Here is a 24,208-nt window from a genome sequence, read left to right as displayed (position 1 = left end):
TGAAATGCAATTATCCGGGAGCACCAGAAAATAACATTTGATACCGTACTCAGGTGTCTGACAGTCCACTTATCCGTTGCCTTTGTGTACAGAACAACACATTTATCATCACTGAGGAAACTGAAAGCACCGAGATAAAACGTATCTTTCTTTTCTGAAGCCGGTACAGCAAAGCACCACGGGAATTGCTCTGTAATCATTCTGCTGTTAAGCGACTGATTGATATTTAATTGGCTGCACTGGCGGATAACACGATAAATTACGTGATTCCCCTTAATTCGGTTTCTTCCTGAACTATTTCCTAACCCCGGAAAAATTGTCTTTATTTTCATAATAAGCAGCCATTTATCAATATAAGGAAATCGCTCTGATAATTAATAGGAAAAGTCCACAATTAAATAAGCAACCGAATATTCTTAATTACAATTACCTATTATTTAAATAGTTGCCGGGCATTTAAAGTTCTTCAGTAATTTATTAACCGGCTTTCCTTTATAATTTAATCCGTTAACATTTATACTAACCTTCTGATCACCCAGCCGGTAAATTAATGTCTGTTTAGCCGGCGATATATCTTTCTGTTCGGCCGCCATATCCATCCAGTGCAACAGTGCCCATTCGCCCATCAGCACACGTTCTTCAGTGTTTTCTGAATTATCTGCGGAAACGGCATTCATCGTAATGGTATTTTCAGTATCCTGCTCCGGCCATTTAAATACTTTAGGCCAGACCGGCCCGTGTTTATAAGTCAGTGCTGTTCCGTTAATATTGATACCAAACTGCAAAATCCGCGGCGATAATGCCGGGATACTTGCGTTAAAGCTGAAAGAGACATTTTCACTCATCCCGTTACGAAAAAAAGCTTTCTTGATCTCCCGGGCCTGTTCGAAAAAACGCAACACCTCCCGGTCTTCATTTCCGCGCAGATCTTCACGTTTATAACGCCATGGTGACACACTGGTATCCACCAGCTTTTCCAGGTTCTCTTTATAGTACGCATCCACTATGCCGTTCGGCCCGAAGAAAACTTCGAACTCCTCAAGGCTGACTTCCTCTTCGCTGTCCGCAAAGGGGTAGCTGCCCTGAAAAGAGGCGACACACATGTCGCCTAATTCCGTTTTAACTGCTTCATTACTTTGCAGTGTGAACTGCTGACTGAGCTTTACGGAGATTCCTCCCAGCAGCGGCATAATGATCGCTTTGAGCGGTGCCGGCCAGAGCCGTGATTCCGCTTTCAGACGTTTTTCCGCCTCTGACGGGTAAGGCAGCGCGCTGCCGTCCTCCATCGCCGATTCCGTAATCACCAGGTAGTTATGCTGATCCCCCAGCATGCTGATAATTTTGTTCAGCCCGTTATCCCCGCCCTGTCCCGCCTGTATCCGCCGGTTTCCCTGCTGCGGAGACGTATCCAGGTTGATTAAGCGGTGCAGTGCCGAGAAACGGCGATCCACATTGTCATACAGGATTTTTGTTTCCCGCTGCGACAGTGCATCCTTAACGGTCTGAAGGTCTTTCAGGTTACGGGTGACAGATCCCATACGCCCGGTTGTCAGGTTCCGCCCGGCCTGAGTTTTGGACAGATCAGGCATTTGCGATTCCTGTTTGGCAAAATCCACGGATAACGCCGTTTCATGACCGATCTGCGTGATCATATCAATCAGCGGTGAATCCGGGGCACTGAGGATCTGCAAAGCGTACATATCAAATGTGGTATCGTTTCCCACGGCCGTATCCGGCACAATTTTCTTCAGCTGAATGCCGCTGAGGAACTGATTCCAGACTGATGTATACTCCTGAAGATACAGTTTCAGAACCGCTTCTTCTGTCTCCGACATATAAAAGCCGTCAAGCTGCTTAATATCGGCTTTACGGCCTTTACCTTCATTTTTCTGTCCTGTGATCCAGCTGTCTTCACTCAGGATATTCTTCACGTAGTCCGTCAGTTTTTTTTTAAAAACCTGATGATACCCGGCATTGGTAAAAATACCGGGGATACCGTTCAGTGCCAGTGATTCATCACTGATTTCCAGAATACTGCCCAGCTGATCACCGGCCAGCTTGTTCAGTGTTATATTTTCAGGCGCCTCCGTCATCGCCTGTTCTTTAACTTTCTGGTACAGGCGAGAGGCTAACGGCTTTTTTTGCAGAACCACGCGTGCGGCAGCCACGAGGCGGTCATTAATCTCAGGGTTATACCTGCTCCACTGCGGATTATTGAACAGCTCTTCCAGATGTGAAACAAAGACGATGGTCTGACCGTAGTTTTCGATCATCCGGTTTGCCTGTGCTTCTTCCGTCAGCGTTTTAATCAGGTAATCCTTATCGAATTTCCCTTCACCGTGCAGCATCAGATAGGTCTTCAGTTTATCGTAAATAGTATCTGAATCATCTGCTGTCACTGCGTCATACAGCGATTTTTCTGCCATCCGTTCGAGCGAGAACAGCATCCAGCGCTGCAGGAAATACTGATAAATCTTGTCTGATTCCTCACGGATATCAAAACCGGCATACAGGCCGTAACGGTAAGACAGACGCGGATCTTTAAAGTCGAACACGCCCAGCACCGGAATATCCTGGGTCAGTGAAAGCATCTTCGCCAGCAGGCCGTCACTGTTATTTTCCAGATACTCATCCAGAACCGTCGATACCTCTTCCACTTTCGCGGTTGCACCATCCAGATAATCCCGGTTGTTGTGATAACTGATCACCAGTGCATAACAGAGCCAGACCGTCAGCAGAATCGTCAGCAGATGACCGGCCAGTGTCTGGAAGCGGTACTTGGCGGTCAGCGCCAGGTTATAACGCACCAGGTTGCGGTCACGGACAAAGTTCTCAAACAGGTGTTTCAGGAAGAAATGCTTACCGTTGACGGTTTCCTGAACCAGACGATCTTCGGTATCCTCTGCTTTATCAGCGACCACATCCCCCAGGCTGTTTGCCATATCCCGCCATTTCTGAACAATGGTATTCGGGTTGAGCAGAGACTGCATGGTTGACTGCGTACTGCTGGCAAAATAGATACCGCGTAAAGACGTAAACTTCTGCGTATCATCATAACGGGACGGCGAGAAGACATTCTGACCGAACTCGGTGATGGAATCCGCCAGTAACCGGAAGTCCTGTGGTAACTGATACATGCGTTTACGCGTGGTGACATCATACTCATCCAGCATACGCGCCGTCATATCTTTATCGAGACGGCCTTCCAGCGCGGATAACTCATTGCGCAGCACATCGCGGATCTCGACAATCGCATCGGATTTTTTCTTTTTCTCACCAAACGGCAGTGTAAAGCCCCAGATCTGATCACGCTCTTCCATCGTCAGCGACCGGAAGTATTCATCAAAACCGGACACCATATCCATCTTGGTGATCATTACATACACCGGGAAACGCACCCCTAATTCATGGCGCAGCATATCCAGTTGTGTTCTGAATTTTGATGATAATGCGTACAGCTCTTTCTTATCTTTACCCAGCAGGTCAGTCACCGGGATGGTAACCACCACACCGTTGAGTGATTTCAGCGGACGGTTTTTCTTAATCGCCTTAACCAGCGCTTCCCATTCACCCGCGTTTTCATCTGACTCATCAATGTATTTACCGGAAGTATCAACAAAGATAGCTTCATTGGTAAACCAGCATTCACAGTTAGCGGTCGGCGTGCTTTCTCTGGAAACGCGCAGTAATTGTTCCGGTAACGGGAACTCCTGACCTGATGACAGAACCGCTGTGGTTTTACCGGCATCCTTCGAACCCAGCATCATGTACCATGGCAGGTCATAAACGACTTTTTTCGGACGCCAGAAATGACTCCAGCGGGAGATCTTACGGCTGGTATGCGCCACATAACGGGCGGCATTATTAATAACCGCAACAACTTCCCGGTAATGTTCACCTGCACGGACAGGATCAACGTTACTTTTCTTAAAGAAACGATCGAGTTTTTCCGGGTTGAACCGCAGCATGGAGATCAGCAGCCAGACACAATACAGCAGTGTCACCAGCGTAATGACCCCGATAACAATCAGCCGGGGTGTGGTTTCCTCAAACGGATAGGATTCCCCGAGCAGCAAATAGGGCGAGAATACCCAGAATGTCACGCAGAGTGTCAGTACCCCGAGCAGAAAACAGGGAACACGGCACCAGAGCCCGATAAAAATAACAGCCAGCAGAACAATGAAGATGATCCGCGGTACTGCATCTTCAAGCGGACGAATCTCACCATAGCCGAATGTCGGTCCCAGGTACCATATGATGGCGGCTGCTAATAAAAAGAAAATAAAGATCAAAAATCTTTTTAAAAACCGCAGTGCAAATGTTCGATTCCAGAATGACATTTTATAACTCACAGATAGGTAACATAAACGACAACGCGACGGTTAAGCGCACGCCCTTGTTCATCTTTATTACTGCTGATCGGTTGTGAAGCCCCCATGCCTTTTGTCTCAATACCCTGCGCCGGGATACCTGCTTTCGCAAAGAAGTCCCCCACAGATTCAGCACGTTTCAGCGAGAGCTCCTCGTTACTGGCAAATTTAGCCCGTCCGATAGGCACGTTATCCGTATGTCCGGTAATCACGACCTTACCGTCAACACGTTTGACTTCATCTGCCACCCGGGTGAGGATTTTGTCCATTTCAGGTTTGACTTCCCTGCGTCCGGAAAGGAACATGGCATCGCCGCGGAACGTCACAATACTTTGCGGACCGGTTTCATCCACTTCAACCAGACCTTTGGCTATTTCATCTTTAAGCAGAACAGCCAGACGTAAGCGCGGCATACTGACCGCCAGCTGAGTATGTTTCAGCTCACCGCGCTTCAGTGCTGCGGCACGATCGGTAAATTCCCCGAGATCAACGGAGAGCCAGTATTTAAAGAGGGCGAACAGACTAATCAGAATAAACGTGCAGATAATCAGAGAAATACGGACAGGCAGGTAGATCCGGCGCACTTCATTATCTTCCTGGGTCACTGTCGCATTCGGCGATAATGCCGCCGGCACCGAGTCACGGGTACTCTGCTGTAACGACAGCAGACGCTGGCGGATTTTATTCAGCTGGCGATCGCCGTTTTCGATAATACTGTAACGACCTTCAAACCCGAGGCCGAGAATACGGGACAAAATGTCCAGCACATCGGTATATTCCTGCGGGTTCATGGACAAACGGCCGATCAGAAGGAAGAATTTGTTCCCCCCGTCGTTATCCCCTTCAAAGTGGTTCAGCAGGTTACTCTGCGACCAGCCGGAAGCCAGCCCCCAGGCTTTGGAGTGAATAGATTCATCAATCGCGGTACAAATGGCATAACGGATAATGGCCATTTTCTGCCACGGAATACTTACCGCATCACAGACCGCCGTAAAGGTGGATATTTCATTTTTCAGGCTCTTTTTGAGGATTTCCACCTGCTTCAGGTCGGAAACCTGCTCAGGCAGTTCACTGAGAGCCCGCAGAAGCGGCTGTACCGCCTCAAGCAACGGATCTTCCGCCCGGCTGACACGCTGTATCCGGGCCTGGATGCTTTCACTTTTAATCGCAAGATCACGGTAATCAATTTCGTCATTGCGCAGCGGGTCGCTGTCCAGCGGTGCGAAAAAACTACCGTCATCATGCAGAAAAGCCCCCATTGACTGGGGGGACTGCTCTTCCTGATGATCCGCTAATGCGCCGTCAGGACCTTTTTTGTCCTGATCGTCATCATCACCGTAATTGTCATTGAACAGGTTCATTAATCCCTCACGCCCCAAAGCTCAAGCCGTATCCCCGGGAAGTCCCCTGCAACGTGAAGGGCAAGAGAGCCGCTGTTGAGAATATTTTCCCAGTAAGGTCCCTGCTTCATCAGTTCAAAGTACAGATATCCGGAGGTATAAGGTATTTGTCTCGGCGGAACCGGCAGATTGCGTAAAATCAGACCCGGCAGGTGGGAACGAACCAGATCCTGGAGTTTATGCGGCGAGCTGATTTTGGTCTGTGCCACAAACTGGTGCTGCATAACATCCTGCGGCAACTGCGATGACGCCGCGAGTACCAGATTGGAGAAACCGCGCAGTTCGCTCGGAATGACCGATGCCGTCCAGACACCATGCTCCTGGCGCACCAGCGGAATGCTCTGGCCGGAACGCACCAGCATCTGGTTCAGCAGGCCGTGCACTTCATCCACCAGCGGGCGGATTGACGCATACAGGTTGGCGTGGTCATAACCCGGCGCCACATTCGGCCGGCGTGTTTTTGCCCGCAGGAAAGTGGATAATTCACCGGCAAACTTAGCCAGCTCCTCATAAATCACAATCGGTGCGGTTTCCGGGATATGACGCAAATGGTTTAAAATCGGCTCATATTTGTTGAAGATCTGCAGTAACAGATAGTCAACCACTTCCGCACTGGCGCTGGCTTTGCCGTCACTGGACGCCAGACGTGACGCCAGCATATCCGCACGCATTTTTACCAGGCCGTTTAAGTGCGTGATCCACTCCATCAGCAGGTAGTTAGCCGCATAACCGGTAACCGGCGGGATATGATCCTCCAGATGCAGCAGCACACTGCCGTCCGGCTGGATAGCTTTGACTTTCGCCAGTGCAATACCAATCCATGATTCCGTCATTTCCGTTTCCGGCATCAGGCGCAGACGCATACGGGCCAGCTGGATCGGTTTCGGTCCCTGGCGCACAGCGTTGGTATCATTAATCTCTTCTTCATACGAGGAGAAACGGGCTAATGAGCTGCTGTCAAACTCATCAAAAATCGTTTCATCACTGTTATCAAGACGTAATGGCACAGCCAGATAAATCATCTTTCCGAGATGCTCGGCTGTAATGGTTAAAGGTTCAGGCTGCTCATCGTGGCCTGGGATCCCGAATGGCGTACCATCAGGAAAAACCCCCTGCCCTGAACGTAAGACCAGCTTGCCATAAGACAATGCCTCACGATCAATCTCGTATTGTGCAAAACCCCAGAAGAACGGACTAATGGTCGCTGCACGTTTATGAGCAATATATTCAAAATAACGTTCTTGCTGTTGGAATAGCTGAGGGCGCAGGAACAGTCCCTCACTCCATACGACTTTATTTGTTCTCACAACTCATCCATTCTCTTTGATTGACACAACTGAATTTGAAAATAAGACTTTAATTTCATGTTCAGGCTCGGTAAATAAAATATACTTTTCAGTCCATGTTGCACCGCGTAAATTTGATAAAGGATATACGGCACTCCATTTGGCATTACTGATATCTTTGTAAGCTGCTATGACCCCAATATAGGGAAATTCCGAATTAATTTTGTAATCAATGATTTTTGTCTCACCTGGTCTGATAATATATTCCAGGATAAGCATTTCATTTTCAGGATTAGGCTTGTTTTTATATAAATAGGTTAAATAATCCGTACTTAAAAATGATTGCTTAGATTTAACAGCATAAACAAATACATTTAGTGGTGATGGCAGATGGTTTTTGTTTTTATTAATTTCAGCGCTGGCCACTAAACTAATTTTTAGTTCTGATGCGGACTTATCTTCAGAAGAGGTTGATTTTGATGTACTAAAAAAACTGCACCCTGTAATCAGAAAGGATATGACCAGGACACACAGGATATTCACTACCTTAAACAGGGTATATTTTCTTTCTGTATTATTGGACATATAACCATGCCTGGCATTATGAAAATGCTTATATGTATAAACAACTAAGAGTCATTAATAATATTGTCCGCCACCGTAAATTGCAAACAATTAAATATTTATAAAAAAACTTCCCGGAGATAAAAACCTGCTGCCTGAAAGCAGCAGGTTTTATTCCAACATAAAATACTATCAGCTGATAAGGTTAGCTTTAACATCGTAGGTAGCTGCGATAGTACCTGCTTTGTTACCTTCAGCATTCTGGATAACATATTCCTGAGTCATCTTAGTGAAAGAGAATTTAACCACTTCACGCGGACGGCTTTCGTCTTCGATAGAACCCTGCATTGCAACATCAGTGACGATAACATCAGTGAATTTAATGACCAGGTATTCCAGTGGGGTACCACCCGCTTTACGGACAGTAAACTGGATGTCTTTGATGTGTTTACCGGATAAGCAGTAGCTCAGCAGGTTAGGACTTGCTTTATCGGTATAGTGAACAAATGTGAAATCTTCCACAGTTGCTTTACCGGAACCGCCGCCTGAACCACTGTGCATGTTAGACTGCTGGTTTACACCCCAGCGCCATGACAGAACTTCAATTTCATCCTTGTGCGCGTGATCCTGAGCTTCACCATCGATGCCTGCGATTCTTAAAAACATATCTTGAGCCATCAGTATTTCCTCTTATTAATGCATTAATCAAATTGCTTTGACAGGTAACCACACCCTGTGGTGACCACTTTTGTTATGCCGGATATCGGACCTGATATCCTTATGGTTCTCACCGGCAATGAACTGCTATTCCCTTTGTGAAGCGAGAGAATATTGTGTCAGGACGCGATTACGCAGCACCTTTCAGTGACGGTAATTTAGCGACCATACGTAAAGAAACGGTCAGACCTTCCAGCTGGAAGTGCGGGCGCAGGAAGAATTTCGCCTGATAGTAACCAGGGTTCCCTTCCACATCCTCAACCACCACTTCCGCGGCAGCCAGCGGACGGCGTGCTTTTGTTTCCTGAGAAGAGTTAGCCGGATCCCCGTCAACATAGTTCATCAGCCAGTCGTTCAGCCATTTCTGCATGTCATCACGCTCTTTAAATGAACCGATCTTGTCACGGACGATACATTTCAGATAATGCGCGAAACGGGAGCAGGCGAACATGTACGGCAGACGTGCTGACAGGTTGGCGTTAGCCGTTGCATCCGGATCATAGTATTCCGCAGGTTTCTGCAGAGACTGAGCCCCGATAAACGCAGCGTAATCTGTGTTTTTACGGTGGATTAACGGAATGAAACCGTTTTTGGACAGTTCTGCTTCGCGACGGTCAGAAATCGCAATTTCTGTCGGACATTTCATGTCCACGCCGCCGTCATCGCTCGGGAAAGTATGGCAAGGCAGGTTTTCAACCACACCACCACTTTCCACACCGCGGATAAGCGTACACCAGCCAAAATGTTTGAATGAACGGTTGATATTCACAGCCATCGCATAGGCCGCGTTTGACCATGAATATTTGCTGTGGTCGGAACCGTCAGTGGTTTCTTCAAAATCAAACTCGTCAACCGGGTTCGTTGCGATACCGTACGGCAGACGCGCCAGGAAGCGCGGCATGGCCAGACCGATATAACGGGCATCGTCAGACTGGCGCAGTGAGTTCCATGCTGCATATTCCAGGTTCTGGGTAAAGATTTTGGTCAGATCACGCGGGTTGGACAGTTCCTGCCAGGAATCCATCTGCATAACAGACGGTGATGCACCGGTGATAAACGGTACGTGTGCAGAAGCAGCCACTTTCGCGATAGAACCCAGCAGGTCAACATCCGGCGGAGTATGATCGAAATAGTAGTCAGCAACCAGGCAGCCGTACGGCTCGCCACCTAACTGGCCATATTCTTCTTCATAAACCTGTTTGAACAGCGGACTCTGATCCCATGCCACGCCTTTATAACGTTTCATGTTACGGCGCAGTTCGTCCTTGGACATATCCATGAAACGTAACTTCAGCTTCTCATCCGTTTCGGTGTTATTGACCAGATAATGCAGGCCGCGCCATGCACTTTCCAGCTGCTGAAACTCTTTGTGATGCAGGATCAGGTTAATCTGTTCTGACATCTTCAGATCGATTTCCGCAATGATTGACTCGATATTTTTATACGCGTCATAGGAAATCGTAATTGAATTAGCCAGCGCCTGTTCAGCCAGTGTTTTAACTGCATTCTGAACCGCCGTTTTGGACTGTTCAGTTTTGGATTTAAACTCCTGTGCAAGCAGGGAGCTGAAATCACTTGTTTCCTGCGTCTGCGTCGCTTTCGCACCGGCATTTTTCTGAGTATTTTGAGCTAACATATCTCTGTCACCTACAATTCTTAATCGTCCTGAGACGGATCTGAAACTTTGTCTTCACGCTTAGGTGCAGACGCCAGGGTTTTCAGCAGTTCTTTATCCTGCAGAATTTGCATGATCAGACCTTCCGCCCCTGCCTTACCATCCATGTAGGTTTGCAGGTTAGTTAACTGAGTACGTGCTTCCAGCAGCTCAGCCAGTGGCTCGATTTTGCGGGCAATCGCATCCGGCGCAAAATCATCCATGCTTTCAAATGTGATATCGACCATCAGCTGACCGTCACCGGTTAAGGTATTAGGTACAGCAAAAGCCACGCGCGGCTTCATACCCTTCATGCGGTCATCGAAATTATCAATATCGATGCTCAGGAATTTTCTGTCTGTAACAGGCGGAAGCGGCTCCAGCGGCTTACCGGATAAATCAGCTAATACACCCATTACAAATGGCAATTCGATTTTTTTCTCACTACCGTAAATTTCGACATCATATTCAATCTGCACGCGGGGAGCGCGGTTTCTTGCTATGAACTTCTGAGCACTACCGTTATTAATTCTCATACCGTGTTTCTCTTTTTTGTTTAATTTGATTAGTAAATTTACTAATATTACTTCACTCAAATTAGCCGCTTTCATTAGCCAAAAACAATACCAGACTGATGAGCAAAGGCGTCATTACATATTAAACATTACTACTGAATATAAACCGGGATAAATCTGTTTGTTGTGAACATATTACTTTCAAAAACCCTGAATATTACTTATAAATAACTTCAAGGATTGACTTCGACACTACATTTCCCGGTGACACTGCATTATCACCAGCAAAATAAGACACATAATAATCTTTGCTTACTGAGGAGTTCGCATCGGAAATAAAATAAGACTGGCCAGACTGTGAGTCATCAATACCAATATGCTTAAATTTAGCATCCCGGATACGCAGTTCAACATTTTTTGCAAAATTTGCACCGACACTATTTTTCAGATTTTTATTTACCGGGCTAAGATTACTATCACTTTTAAAAAAAAGCACAGCTTCAACGTCTTTCGGACAGTTATCCAGAGCAATGGTGAACTTAGTCGCCCCTGCTTCATTTCCGGCTGATGATAATGTTTTGTACGATATCGTCGGTAGAAATACCGTTCCTTCCGATGATCCGCCATTGACTGAAATAATACATGTACCTTCTTTGTATATACCCTGAAACTCAACTTCAATATTCTTGAGATCACAATTATCACATATAACTTCAGCACGGGAGTATGTAAATATTCCTAAAAGAATAAATAAAACCATTGCCCCGGGAAATAATGATATTCCGTATTTTTTAATGATGTTCATTAAATACATTTGACCTCCACCTGAATCACTGAGTTATCTGCAGCCGCAATTTTCTGTGCAATACCGGGTTCCGGATTGATCACACACTCACCGGCTGTTCCTGATTTCACAGATAATGCTCCGCTGCTGCCATCCCAGCCGCGTAAATAAGCCATTCCGGCCTGGCCGATAATAGTCTGGTATTCACCACTGCCGTTATAGATATTCGTACCGATTGGCAGGAAGTCGCCGTTTTTGTCTCTGACAACCAGGACAACCGGTTTACCGACATTCGTTTTTATTTTTACAGCGAGAACAGCACCATCACGCGGAACCACCACCGCCAGGTCATCAATCAGATCAACATCCGGCCCCACTTTACTGGCATCAAGACCCACACGGTTTTCTCTGTATGAGTTCAGATAAGGTACGATAGCGTACCCTCTGCCATCAATTTTACTACCGCTTCCGCTCAGTACCGGCGCCCCTTCAGCACCTTCCGCTTCAATAATGGCAAAAGCGGCACTACCGACAGGAGGTCCCATAGTTACCCCGCCGGCATGTGCCACAATACTGCCGTTTGCGGAAATAGACCCCTGGCGGTTTGATCTGTTATCCATAGACCCGGTGATACCATAGGTTCCCAGCCTTGTTCTGACACTCGCCGAACCATTCAGGCTGTCACTGACATCAGAATGTGAGTTTGCCGTTGCACCAATACCATAGCTGAACTCATTCTGCTCACCCTGTGATCCTGAAGCAGAGGTCTTGAACGCCGTATTACCATCCGCATTACGGGTCGCCGTCAGTGACAGGTTATTAAATGCAGGCTGATAGTTATATCCGCGATACAACGGAATACTGACATTGATCATATAGGTATTGTCATACGTATTTTCGTTGGTTTTTGCGCGCTGATAAGCCAGGCTGTATGAAAAATAATCCAACGATTGCTGATAGGACATTGTCCACTGGGACGACGGATCTCTGCCATTCCAGTAATCATAATAGTTACCCATCACAGAAACAGAACTGTTACTCCATAAACGCTGACTGAATGTCAGTGCATATTGGTTTTTGGCACTGACTGCCAGATAACTGTTAATTAACCGGCCATTTTCATCCGTTCTGCTATCCCTGTAGTTTTCACCACGTTCTCTGATCATTGTCGCATCACGGAAATTCAGATAACCATTATTTGAGTAACGATAACTGGATACCACCACGTTACTGCCCGTATTTTCAAACAGACGGCTGTAACTGATACGGAAAGATTCACCGGATTGTGATGTATCTTTCAGTTCACTGCGGGCATGTGTCATATCAACAGAAATACCACCAAGCGGGGTATTCAGCGCATTACCGATAGCAACGGACTGATAATTTTCCGATACCTGAAAACCGGTGTACCAGGTCAGGAAGTTATTGATCCCCTGGAGGAATTCACCTTCCGCCACCACAGGTGACGCCCCAGCTGAACTATCCCGCAATTCACCGGCTGAAATCGCATACTGCATAGTACCCGGATGTAACATCATGGGTGGCGCAGAAAAGACGATATCCTGAACTTTTTCGCGTCCGTCAGCTTCAATAATCACCAACTGCAATGTACCGTTATTTCCCAGAGCGCCATAATCACGCAATTCAAACGGTCCCGGGGTGACAGTTGTTTCATAAATGGTGTAGTTATTCTGACGCAATAAAACGCGGGCATTACTGTCGGCGATACCGGTAATAACCGGAATAAAATTATTAAGAGAGTCCGGCCGCATCTTGGTGTTTGTACCAAGAATTGCGCCTCTGATGCCATAAGAATCAAAAATACGGCCGCTGGTAAAGGTTTCCCCCAGCGTCAGCCGGCTCTGCCATGGTGTGATATCGGTTTCCGCATAGAGCTGAATATTTTTATTGCTGAAATTATTATTTTTTGACCATACGGAATTGCTCCGGTTTCTGAAACGCCAGCCACCGTAGTTAAAACCTGCAATCCAGTTAATATTCGTATTGTAATACGTATTTTTATTGTTTCCGTTTTTATTACTGGATAAATAGCTATTCAGATTATAATCAACAAACAGTGCGGTGACCCCTTCATCCCAGCGGGCAGGGTCAATATAATCTGAATATCCCTGTGCCAGGCTTGCCTGAGGCACGGTAACATTCAGCATCAAATCAGCGGTGTTATAATAAACTTTTGCATAGCTGACGAAAAACGAAAGCGGATTACAAATTCCTGTTTCGCTACCACCGCTGTTATTATCAGCCCCGATTTCATTATCAGGGATAATGCCTAATTCCTTAATTTGTTCCAGAGTAAAACACGCTTCCGCCTGCTTATTGTTTTTTATATTCTTAAAAGGAATACTGCGTTTCCCTCTGTTATTACCATTAATTATCACATCTGTGGTATAGGTACCTTCAGGAACAGGGTTGCCATAACTGTAATCACTGACATCAACATTCAGCCCCTGAATAAAACCAGCGTTATATTCCACTTTTTCATTATCAGTACCTGCTTCATCTGCCGATGGAGTAATGTTACCGAATGATACGGCCGGAAATAAAAAAGAACAGAGCATTAATCTCCATTGATATTGTCTCATACTAATACTCCTGTTATCGGCAGTTACATTCCCTGTGAACTGCCTGAATTAAATCCCTTTAAACAGTATTATTTTGCTACAGCGAATCCGGTCCCTGACTTAACAAATTTTGTTTCAACCTGCCCGCCAAACTCATTCAGAATGACAAAAGTAAACTCAGATATAGTTCCGCTTAATTTCTGAGATTTTTCGGTTTGAGTGTATACAGCTGAGGACATAGGCGGAATCATATCGCCATCAAGAGTAACTAGCTTCCCGTTCATTTTTGTGTTTACTGCTGCAACTGAAATATAAAGTGGTGACGGGTTTTCTGCTTTCAGACCGGTGCCTTTCCCCGGAATATTCACAACACTCCATTTCACATTACCCGCTTCATCTGAAGCTGATAATTTACGAAGAGATTCAGGGCGGTAAAAAAGCTTAATTCTTGTTTTAAATGCAATATCCAGACGCTGCGCTGCATTTTTAGCTTCAGCGGTTTCCTGCGGAATTTCCAGAACATTAAAATAAAAAGCCGATTCCTTATCCTGCGGTAACGTCATACCATTATAAACGAGCCGGATACTCTGACCTTTCCCCGGTTCAATACGGGTTATGGGCGGCGTGACGACAAAAGGAATCTTCGGGTTATTTATATTATTAATATCAACGCCATCATCAACCCACACCTGAATAAGTGCAGGCACAGTTTCATCTTTATTATTAATCCGGACAACCTGCTCTTTTTTTCCGCCATCAAATATAACGCGCGTTCCTTCCACAACAACAGCGCTGTAGGCAAAGCCGGAAAAAAGGCAAGAGATCAGCAGTGTTTTTACTGAGTTAAAAAACATAATAACCTCTGATAATTAAAAGACAGAGCCATGATATGACCCTGTCTTTCGTAACGATTACTTATACAGTAAGGTGTACATCACGGTTGCTTTAACTAAACCAACAGATGTCAGACCAACTGCGGAATAACCACCAACGTAAGTGAAGGTGAATTTGCCGTCACCTTTTGGTTCTATCATAGTACCTGTTGAGCCAATTTTCTGATGAGTCCGGATACCGCCGGTCGTGTCATAAATTTTGATCTGAACATTACTCGCTGCATTTGCACCCGTTAATTTATTTTTCAGGTTACCGGTACTTGTATCCCAGTCGGTTGTTTCGCTGATCGGTTCAAAGTGAATACCGACAGTTTTAACAGGCTGAGTCATTGGATCGGCATTTTCGTCAACAACACCCGGCTGAATTGGTACCGGACACTGAACATCAATCTGGAATGGTTCAAAACCACCTTCATCACCCACTTTAGTCAGCGTTTTAATTGATGCCGTTTTCAAAGTAACAGTCTGCTCTTTCTGGCTGGTTATTGTACAGGTTTCATCAATCAACCGGCCTTCAAAGTGAACAAGACCCTGTCCTTCCGGAGCATATGCAAAAGCCGAGGTGCTTGCACCGGCAACTAAAGAACCAGCCACTAATAATGCTAACTTGATTTTTTTCATATCTATATCCTTAATATATGATTATGTACTTCACTGCTTTCCATAAAACGGTTACCGCGTCTTACTCTGAGGTGACGGTAAATCCATTTTGATTATCGCAACTCAGAATGACCTTCTGAATTGCAGATTCCGTGTTCCGGTTTAAAATATGTAAACCGATTTTTGGTAAAATATTTTGCTCGATGAAACGAATCAGGATTCGCGCACCAGTTTCAGCCACGGAACATTGGCTGATAATTGAATCCACCACATCGTCACCGTATTCGAATGCCGCATTATGCTGTGCGGACAAACGATGACCGACCCGATCCAGGTGAATACGGACAATCCGGCCCAGTGACTCATCCTGTAACGGATAGTACGGCACCACACTCAGGCGTCCGAGGAACGCGGCCGGGAATACTTTCAGCAGTTCCGGCTGTAATGCGGTACGCATGCCATCCAGATCAGGGGTCGTATCCGGATCAGCGCTCAGGCTTGAAATCAGATCACTGCCGGCATTACTGGTCAGTAAAATAATGGTGTTTTTAAAGTCGATCACACGGCCTTCACCATCCTCCATACGGCCTTTATCAAAGACCTGGAAGAACAATTCGTGAACATCCGGATGAGCTTTTTCCACTTCATCCAGCAGCACGACGCTGTAAGGTTTTCTGCGGACAGCTTCAGTCAGCACACCACCCTCACCGTAACCGACATAGCCAGGAGGCGAGCCTTTCAGGGACGATACGGTGTGAGCTTCCTGGTATTCACTCATGTTGATGGTGATAACGTTTTGCTCACCGCCGTACAGCTGCTCGGCAATGGCCAGCGCGGTTTCGGTTTTACCGACACCGGACGGCCCGACCAGCATAAAGACGCCGATAGGTTTACGCGGGTCTGCCAGTCCGGCACGCGAAGTCTGGATAGACTCACTGATAATATCCAGCGCATGCTGCTGCCCGATAACACGTTCTGCCAGATGATTTGGTAATTCCAGAACGGCATTCAGTTCATCTTTCATCATCCGGCCGACCGGAATCCCGGTCCAGTCCGCGACAATCGATGCCACAACCGCTGCGTTAACTTCCGCCTGGATAACCGCATCTTCACGCAGGTTATGACGGATAGCCTCAAGTGCTTTTTCCTGCTCTGCCAGCTGTTTCTGCAACTCAGCCAGCTGCTCTTTTTCACTGAGCACAACAGTTTCCGTGACAGCTTCAGCCACCGCGGTATCACCGGTTTCAGCTGCAGCAGCGTGGGATTCTTCAGCAACCGATGCAACAGCGTCAGCCGGTTTGTCACCGCTGATTAACGCCTGAATCTGACTGCGGATTTCCACAATGGCCGCCACTGCTGATTTTTCTTTCAGCCAGCGGGCTTCCATTTCTTCAGCCAGGGCTGTCTGCGCTTTAATATTATCCTGCAGGGCATTCAGGGTATCGCTGTCTTCACGGCCGAAATTCAGAGCCTTTTCTGCCAGTGATAATTCCGACGATGCTGTCTGCGTTTTATACTGAAGTTCCTGCAAATCCTTCGGCGCAATATTCTGGGCAACCGCAACACGGGCACAGGCAGTATCCAGCAGACTGATCGCTTTATCCGGCAGCTGACGTGCAGGAATATAACGGTGAGATAAACGCACCGCAGACTGAAGTGCTTCTTCCATGATCCAGACGCTGTGATGTTTTTCCAGCATCGGTACCAGGCCGCGTAACATGGCCACACTCTTCTCTTCTGAAGGTTCGTCGACCTGTAATACCTGGAAACGGCGGGTCAGAGCCGGATCTTTCTCAATATGACGTTTGAATTCACTCCAGGTTGTGGCGCCGATCGTTCTCAGCTTGCCGCGTGCCAGAGCCGGTTTTAATAAGTTTGCCGCGTCACCGGTGCCGCTGTTACCACCCGCACCGACCAGTGTATGGACTTCGTCCACAAACAGGATGACCGGATTCGGGGAAGCAACCGCTTCTTCCAGTACGGATTTCAGGCGGGATTCAAATTCACCTTTCATGCTGGCACCCGCAGAGAGTGCAACAATATCCAGGTTCAGGAGACGGACTTTTGCCAGCGGCGGCGGTACATGACCGGATGCGATAGCCAGTGCCATCCCTTCCACCAGTGCGGTTTTACCCACCCCGGCTTCACCGGTCAGTAACGGGTTGTTCTGACGGCGGCGCAGCAGAATATCAATCATCGTGTTGATTTCCTGCTCACGGCCGATCACCGGATCAATTTTGCCTTCACGGGCCAGTGCAGTCAGATCAGTGGTGTACTGCGCCAGTGTTGCTTTGCCCTGCTCACCGGCCATGGCGCTGCTGGCTTCACCCGGCAGGCTGTTTTTACCGCCGAGATCGCTGTTATCCGTTGCATTTTGCTCTGCTTCCGGCGAATCTTTGGTAATGAATGCCAAATCTGACGCCAGAATATCCAGCGGAATTTTGTCAAATACCGGTGAAATCGCGGATAATGCCCGGCGCAACTCCGTTGTCGTCAGGCAGGCAAGTAATAAATGGCCGCTGCGGATAGCGCTCTCTGAATATTCCAGACTTGCACATACCCATGCACGCTCAATTGCCATTTCAATATGATAAGAGAAATCAGAAATAGAACTGGCGCCTGACGGTAACCGCAGAAGTGCCTGATCCATCCCTTTTTCCATTAACTGGATGTCGAGTTGAAAGTGACGGACAATTTGTCTCAGATCACTTTGTTCCTGTTGCCACAGCTGAACCATCCAATGGACAAGTTCAACATAGGGGTTGCCTTTTAATTTACATAAGGTCGTTGCACTTTCGATACTCCGGAATAAAGTCGTATCGAGCTTGCCAAATAAACTCTGTCTGCTGAAAGCCACAATTATTACCTAATCAAGTGTTGTTTATACTAACAATTCACCCTTAGCAGGTGCACGGTTTATAAACACAATATGTTATAAATACAATATGTATTACGCATAACCACGCATGCGTATAAATAACTAAATGAACACATATCCGGAATACATAAACATAAGTGTGTTTTCAGAAATGCTGATTCATAATAAAAGTAAATAATATTACCTGACAATAAGAATTAACCTTAAGTTTATTCTTAAGATAACATCCTGATGCTCTGCATTAATCCTTATATGCACTACACACTATCCTGAGGTTTACTTCGTGTCTTTACACCAAGACTATTATGTAAATAAAAAAAACACAACCACGAGAAAAAATAAATATATCAATTTAGAAAATTCTTATGACAATGGCCAGGAAAACAACTAATTAATCAATAAAAAACAACAAGATAAAAATAACACCAATCAGATTGATTCAAAAAAAGGATAAATAGGGAATTAATAAAAACAATGAACATCAAATAATAAAAAACAAAATAAAAAACCAGAACACCGTAAAAAAATCACCACAACACCCTAATAAATAATTAATCCAACTACAAATAAATCGATGAATAAAATGATTAAGCATATATCCCCGGATAATATACAATCTATATAATCAAAACCAAAAGACGCCCTCCGGAAAAAGATGAACACCCGGCATTCATAAACTAATCATATTATGTTCACATTGAAAATTACTTATTTTTTCATCATATAATTTCCTTACCACAAGGTAATAACACGGTAATACAGACTTATCCGATATCGGTATGAACGTATGACCTTTATTTTTAACCAGAGTTTATTCAGTGTCTTTTCATATTTAGATCTTTATTATTTTTTAAGGCTGATAATTGCCTTCATAATTCATTTCTTTTCAGAGGTATATCCGTGGATCAGAAATTTCTTGATTTTTACAATCGGGAACTTACGTTTATGAAAGAAATGTCCGGTGAGTTTGCGGAAAAGCATCCGAAAATCGCCGGTCGTCTGGGCATGAATGGTATTGAAGTTGCTGATCCTTATGTCGAGCGGCTGATTGAAGCGTTTTGTTTTATTTCAGCGCGTTCCCAGGTAAAACTGGATGCCGAATTCCCGAAATTTACCCAGCGTTTCCTGGATGTTATTTATCCCAATTATAATGCCCAGACCCCGTCAATGGGGGTCATTCAGCTGCATCCTAATACCAAAGAAGGTGATTTGTCGAACGGCTATCATGTTCCGAAGAACAGTCAGATGTTTACCCGGTTATTGCCGGGTGAACAATCACGCTGCGAATTCCGCAGCAGTCAGGATCTGACATTATGGCCGGTTGAAATCGAAGATGTCCGGCTGACGTCAATCCCGCCGGATATTTCCAGCCTGGAAAAATACAGAATATCTTATTCGCGCCTGAAAGGTGCGTTACGGATAAAACTGAAACTTGACGGCGATAACCTGTTTTCCCAGCTCGAAAATCTCGACAAACTGCCTTTTTATATTGATGGTGACGAACGTGTTGTCTCACATATTTTTGAGCTGATCCACGCGCATTATGTCGCCATGATTATCCGCAGCGGCGGCAGTGAGAAGAAAGATACCACTATCGTCAACGGTGGTGTCTCTTTTGAGGGCCTGCAGCCTGACCAGGCATTATTGCCGGTTCAGTGGAATATGTTCCATGGTCATAACCTGGTTCAGGAATATTTTTCCTGCCGCCAGCGCTTTTATTTCTTTACGCTCAATCATCTGCGCGATGCTCTGCGCCATAATGATACCAATGAAGCGGAAATTATTATTCTGCTGGATCGTTTTCCTCAGGATCTTATCAGTCATATTGATAAAGATCGTTTTCTGCTGTTCTGCACACCGGTTATCAACCTGTTTCCCAAACGAATCGATAAAATCGAAATTAACCGTGCGCTGAATGATTTTCACGTTGTACCGGATCGCAGCCGGCCGCTGGACTATGAAGTTTTTTCTGTCCGCAAAGTGATGGGACAACAGGCAGAAAACAGCAGTGAGGTCATTTTCAACCCGATTTATCAGACCCGCCACAGTGACTCCGGAAACTTCGGCCGTTATTTCTCGCTGCGCAGGGAAACCCGCGCCAACGGCAGTGCACGCCGTAAATATGAGACGCTGACACCGTATATCGGTACTGAAGTCTTTATTTCCCTCGTCGATCAGCAGGAAGCTCCGTTTGATGACGATATCCGTTATCTCTCCGTGGAAGCGCTGGTCACTAACCGTGACCTTCCCCGCCTGATCGACCGGAGCAATGATTATGATTTAACGCTGTCAGATTCTGTTCCGGTGTATGGTGCCAATTTCCTGTCACAGCCGAGTCCGCCGCATCCGCCGTTTGCCCGTGGTGAGTCTGCATGGCGGCTTATCCGTCAGCTCAGTTTTAACTACCTGCCGCTGCACGATATGGATCACAACCGGGGCGGGGAATCTCTGCGTAATCTGCTGCGTCTGTTTGTCAGTCCGGCAGATCAGGAGTCTATGACACAGATTGACAGTCTGGTCGGCAGTAAAACCAAACCGGTTGTCCGCCGGTTGCCGGGCAATGAATTGCTGGTCTACGGCCGTGGTGTTCAGTGTGTTCTGACTGTGGATGAAGTCGGCTTTTCCGGGTTAAGTCCTTATTTATTCGGGTTAGTGATGGAAAACTACTTATCCCGTCACGCGGCAGTTAACGTCTTTACCGAGACAGAACTGCATTCAATGCAACGCGGCCTTGTTGCCAAATGGGCGCCAAGGCCGGGTAAACGCGGGATTCTGTAATGAGCCATCTGCATCACAATATGTTAAGCGACCTGTCGCGCTGGTATAACGAAGAAGAGCCGTGGAAAAGCGGCTTTATCAGCCTGATGCGGGCCGTCGCGGCGAAATATCCCGATATGCCGCCCGTCGGAACAGCAGCACGTCCCCAGCAGGAGCCTTACCGGCTGGGACAGACACCCAATATGGCTTTCGCACCGCGTGAGATAGCCGATATCTATCACGAAGGTAACTTGTGCCATATCGATCTCTACAGCCTCGGCATTTGGGGGCCGCAGGGAGCGATGCCGGTTAACTTTACCGAACAGGCCTTTATCCGGCTGGAACATCAGGACACCCTGCTGCGTGATTTTGTGAATATCTTTCACCACCGCGCACTGTCTCTGTTTTACCGGAACTGGTTTGTTTCACAGGACGTCGCCACCCTTGATCGCAAGGATGATGAGCAATTTTCTTTTTATATCGGCGCTCTCATCGGCCTGGTACCGGATGAAATCTGTAACTCCGTTCTGCCGACACACGCCCGCCTCTCCTCTTCATCTCATCTGATCCGGGAGGCGCGCAATCCTGAAGGACTGTCCGGTGCGCTGGAGTATTACTTTGGTATCCGGGTTCAGTTGCAGGAATACACCAAACAATGGATTTTTCTGGAAACGGCCGATCAGACCCGGATGGGGGATCTGAACTCCTCATTACTGTTGTCAGAAGGCGCCATTCTGGGCAATACCGTTCAGGACAGGCAACACAAATTCAGTCTGATCCTGGGTCCGTTAACGCTGGAACAATATATGCGCTTCAGTTTGTGGGGAGAGGATCTGCCGATTCTCAAAGAGTGGGTCCGTAACTTTGTTGGCTTTGAGTATGCCTGGGATGTTCAGCTGGTGCTGGCACCTGACGCGGTACCTGAAGCTAACCTCGACGGCAGCCATCAGCTGGGTTATGCCGCCTGGCTGCCGCGGGAGAAACAGGATGAACCGATATCCGGTATGAGTTTTGATCCTGAAACTCACCTGAACTGAGCCGTTACATTTAACCGATAATGGAATAATGACCGTGAGCGAAGAACTGCAATCTACTTTTCAGTCTGATTTTTATACAGAAATCCTTACGCCGCTGGAAGGGAAATTCGTCTGCGGCGAAAGTATCGAATATGACCCGTTATACATCACATTACAGTCCAAAATGGCACCCAAAATGGGCGCGGAATACGGTGATTTTGTCGAAACAACAGAACCGGTTAACTGGCGGGAAATTGAAAGTGACTGTCTGGAACTGCTGAAAAAAAGTAAGCATATCCGCCTGATCGTTCTGTTAATCCGTGCCCGCAGCCGCCAGATTGGTCTGTTTGCTCTGGAAGAAGGGCTTATCGCGCTGTATCAGCTGCTGAAAGACTTTCCGAATGAAATTCATCCTCAGCTTTATGATGAGGGTGAATTTGAGCCGTTTATGCGTGCCAATGCCATTTCCGAACTGGAAGATACGGATGGCTTTATGCTGGATTTACGGCAGATGACACTGCCTAAGATCAACGGACTGCAACTGACCATCAAAGACGTTGAACGCGCCTTTGCCATCCCGAAAGAAGAAAATGCCCTCGCGGAAGAGAGTGTCACCGGTATCCTGAATGAATGGCGCCTGAATAATGATAAAACACTCGCCTCCCTCAATAATGCAGCCCTGATACTGGATGCCATCAAAAAACTGACCCGGGAAACGCTGGAAAATGAAACACCGGCACTTCCGGCACTGACTCAGGTACTGTCGTTATTCAATAAAGATCTGACCGCTAACGGCAAAAAACTGCCAACCGGTGTCTCCCCTGATGGTGATGCCGATTTAACCTCTGAATTAGTCTTTGCCGGGGATGACCCGGCGGATGAAGCCCGCAGTCAGTCATCGGATTCTGTCCGCAGCACAACAGAAACCGTCGTTGACGGCGATAGTACGACGGTGACAACCGAACGGATTGTCTATCGCGACAAAGTCATTAACACCCGGCAGGATGCCCTCGAAAGGATCCGTGAAGTGCGGGCATGGTTTCAGCAAACCGAACCCGGTAACCCGATTATTTTACTGCTGAGGTATGCCGAAGAAGCGGCAGGGAAAAACTTCTTTCAGCTCAGTAAATTATTCCCCGCTGACATGCTCGCTGTTTTGGATATCAATAAGGATATGTCATGAAGATAAAATTACTGGCCACACTGGCCGCACTGGGAATATCAGGTAATGCGCTGGCTGCGACATGTACCCCGGACTTACCACCTAATTACCAGGCCGAAAGATTAGACACACCGGATACACTCATTGAATTACGGGCTGATGCGCTGGTTGCCCCGGATACGCCGATCGGAAAAACAATCGCTTCTAAATCACTGAGTCAGAATGTCGAGTACATCTGCGATACTACCATTCTCTACGGTAATCGTCCGATTATCGGGCTTACTCCTTACCCTGGTTATCCGAATATGTACAAAACGAATATCGAGGGTATCGGTGTAAAATTTACGGCATCATTTCCGGATGGCAGTTCTGCCCGTGAGTTACCAAGATTCAATTTAGAATATCGGGGTGAAACAATTCCTGAAGGTGGCAGTCGTTACGTAGCAGTGCCGGGACGTTTTAATGCCTCATTCTATAAATTAAGTGATAACATCAGCCTTAATACAAAATTCCCTCAGCAGACTTTATTATTTGATGCCGGAACAATTGGTCATAATAGTATTGAGAATGCCATTGTTTCAACTTATTACATGAATCAAGTTCATATTATCAGTACGCCTGTGTGCACCGTTGATAACCCTCTGCCGGTCGACTTTGGCACCGTCAATGCAGATAACGTCCGGAGCGGGGTGGCAAAGCCATTTCAATTCGGTATAGTATGTAAAACAGATTACAACAGTTACAATGTTACAGCATCAATTAAAGGTAATAAAATAACAGCTGATGGTAAATATATTAAAGTCAGTGACATTAAAAATAATGATGACTCGCTAATCATCGAAATAACTGATGACCAGAAAAAACCGGTCATGGTTGATAACTCAACAAAAATAGATATAACAAATTTAAAGAGCGGACAAAAAGCTAATTTCGGATGGACTGCAAACCTCAAAAAGCAGGATGGAAAACCATATCCGGCACAGGGAAAATTCACAGCATCCGCTATTATTACTCTGGATATTAAATAGCA

The 24,208-nt window shown here is 46.4% G+C and carries 16 protein-coding genes; 4 read left to right on the top strand and 12 right to left on the bottom strand.

The features are described 5' to 3' along the window. Window positions 1–437 precede the first annotated feature (437 nt). The 12 genes from tssM to tssH all read right to left on the bottom strand — a co-directional run bounded on the left by tssM (window position 438) and on the right by tssH (window position 18,222). On the bottom strand, window positions 438–4,292 hold the full coding sequence (tssM, locus tag AAZR23_RS11780; RefSeq protein ID WP_434692750.1) for a type VI secretion system membrane subunit TssM: 3,855 nt from the start codon (window positions 4,290–4,292) through the stop codon (window positions 438–440). 56 nt (window positions 4,293–4,348) lie between these two features. Further along, the gene (gene tssL, locus AAZR23_RS11775; RefSeq protein ID WP_107680660.1) at window positions 4,349–5,731 is read right to left on the bottom strand and encodes a type VI secretion system protein TssL, long form; all 1,383 of its coding nucleotides are present in this window, start codon (window positions 5,729–5,731) and stop codon (window positions 4,349–4,351) included. Then, complete coding sequence (gene tssK / locus AAZR23_RS11770; protein WP_107680661.1) at window positions 5,731–7,077, bottom strand: type VI secretion system baseplate subunit TssK; 1,347 nt, start codon at window positions 7,075–7,077, stop codon at window positions 5,731–5,733. Before tssK ends, tssL begins: the two co-directional genes overlap by 1 nt. 3 nt (window positions 7,078–7,080) lie before the next feature. Beyond that, on the bottom strand, window positions 7,081–7,641 hold the full coding sequence (tssJ, locus tag AAZR23_RS11765) for a type VI secretion system lipoprotein TssJ (protein WP_046893918.1): 561 nt from the start codon (window positions 7,639–7,641) through the stop codon (window positions 7,081–7,083). 171 nt (window positions 7,642–7,812) lie between these two features. Further along, on the bottom strand, window positions 7,813–8,298 hold the full coding sequence (locus AAZR23_RS11760; RefSeq protein ID WP_107680662.1) for an Hcp family type VI secretion system effector: 486 nt from the start codon (window positions 8,296–8,298) through the stop codon (window positions 7,813–7,815). Between the two features lie 169 nt (window positions 8,299–8,467). After that, window positions 8,468–9,973, bottom strand: a complete 1,506-nt coding sequence (gene tssC / locus AAZR23_RS11755) for a type VI secretion system contractile sheath large subunit (RefSeq protein ID WP_046893920.1) — start codon at window positions 9,971–9,973, stop codon at window positions 8,468–8,470. A 20-nt stretch (window positions 9,974–9,993) separates the two neighbouring features. After that, entirely contained in the window at window positions 9,994–10,527 is a 534-nt protein-coding gene (gene tssB, locus AAZR23_RS11750) for a type VI secretion system contractile sheath small subunit (RefSeq protein ID WP_029991537.1), read from the bottom strand. Between the two features lie 196 nt (window positions 10,528–10,723). Beyond that, a complete protein-coding gene (locus tag AAZR23_RS11745; protein ID WP_434692743.1) occupies window positions 10,724–11,320 on the bottom strand; it encodes a fimbrial protein in 597 nt (198 codons plus the stop codon). Beyond that, window positions 11,311–13,893: a fimbria/pilus outer membrane usher protein gene (locus tag AAZR23_RS11740; RefSeq protein WP_434692741.1), complete on the bottom strand. Its 2,583-nt coding sequence runs from the start codon at window positions 13,891–13,893 to the stop codon at window positions 11,311–11,313. Before AAZR23_RS11740 ends, AAZR23_RS11745 begins: the two co-directional genes overlap by 10 nt. Window positions 13,894–13,961: 68 nt before the next feature. Then, a complete protein-coding gene (locus AAZR23_RS11735) occupies window positions 13,962–14,726 on the bottom strand; it encodes a fimbrial biogenesis chaperone (RefSeq protein ID WP_434692738.1) in 765 nt (254 codons plus the stop codon). Window positions 14,727–14,783: 57 nt separating this feature from the next. Continuing rightward, entirely contained in the window at window positions 14,784–15,386 is a 603-nt protein-coding gene (locus tag AAZR23_RS11730) for a fimbrial protein (protein WP_434692736.1), read from the bottom strand. A 61-nt stretch (window positions 15,387–15,447) separates the two neighbouring features. Beyond that, window positions 15,448–18,222 carry a type VI secretion system ATPase TssH gene (gene tssH / locus AAZR23_RS11725; RefSeq protein WP_166708420.1) on the bottom strand — a complete coding sequence of 925 codons (2,775 nt, stop codon included), beginning with the start codon at window positions 18,220–18,222 and terminating at the stop codon, window positions 15,448–15,450. Between the two features lie 921 nt (window positions 18,223–19,143). Between tssH and tssF the strand changes: the two genes are divergently transcribed. The 4 genes from tssF to AAZR23_RS11705 are packed head-to-tail and all read left to right on the top strand — an operon-like array spanning window position 19,144 to window position 24,206. Next, window positions 19,144–21,021 (top strand): type VI secretion system baseplate subunit TssF, encoded by a 1,878-nt coding sequence (gene tssF, locus AAZR23_RS11720; protein WP_046893926.1) that lies wholly within the window; start codon window positions 19,144–19,146, stop codon window positions 21,019–21,021. Next, on the top strand, window positions 21,021–22,037 hold the full coding sequence (gene tssG / locus AAZR23_RS11715; protein ID WP_434692731.1) for a type VI secretion system baseplate subunit TssG: 1,017 nt from the start codon (window positions 21,021–21,023) through the stop codon (window positions 22,035–22,037). The genes tssF and tssG overlap by 1 nt, the downstream gene beginning before the upstream one ends. A 34-nt stretch (window positions 22,038–22,071) precedes the next feature. Further along, window positions 22,072–23,199: an ImpA family type VI secretion system protein gene (locus AAZR23_RS11710; RefSeq protein ID WP_218454498.1), complete on the top strand. Its 1,128-nt coding sequence runs from the start codon at window positions 22,072–22,074 to the stop codon at window positions 23,197–23,199. Beyond that, entirely contained in the window at window positions 23,196–24,206 is a 1,011-nt protein-coding gene (locus AAZR23_RS11705) for a fimbrial protein (protein ID WP_434692729.1), read from the top strand. The genes AAZR23_RS11710 and AAZR23_RS11705 overlap by 4 nt, the downstream gene beginning before the upstream one ends. Window positions 24,207–24,208 lie beyond the last annotated feature (2 nt).

The organism is Morganella sp. Je.2.23, assembly GCF_051129855.1.
In the GTDB taxonomy this organism is placed as follows: Bacteria; Pseudomonadota; Gammaproteobacteria; order Enterobacterales; family Enterobacteriaceae; genus Morganella; species Morganella sibonii.
The sequence above is the reverse complement of the archived record's forward strand: the minus strand, read 5'-3'. Positions and strand labels throughout refer to the sequence as shown.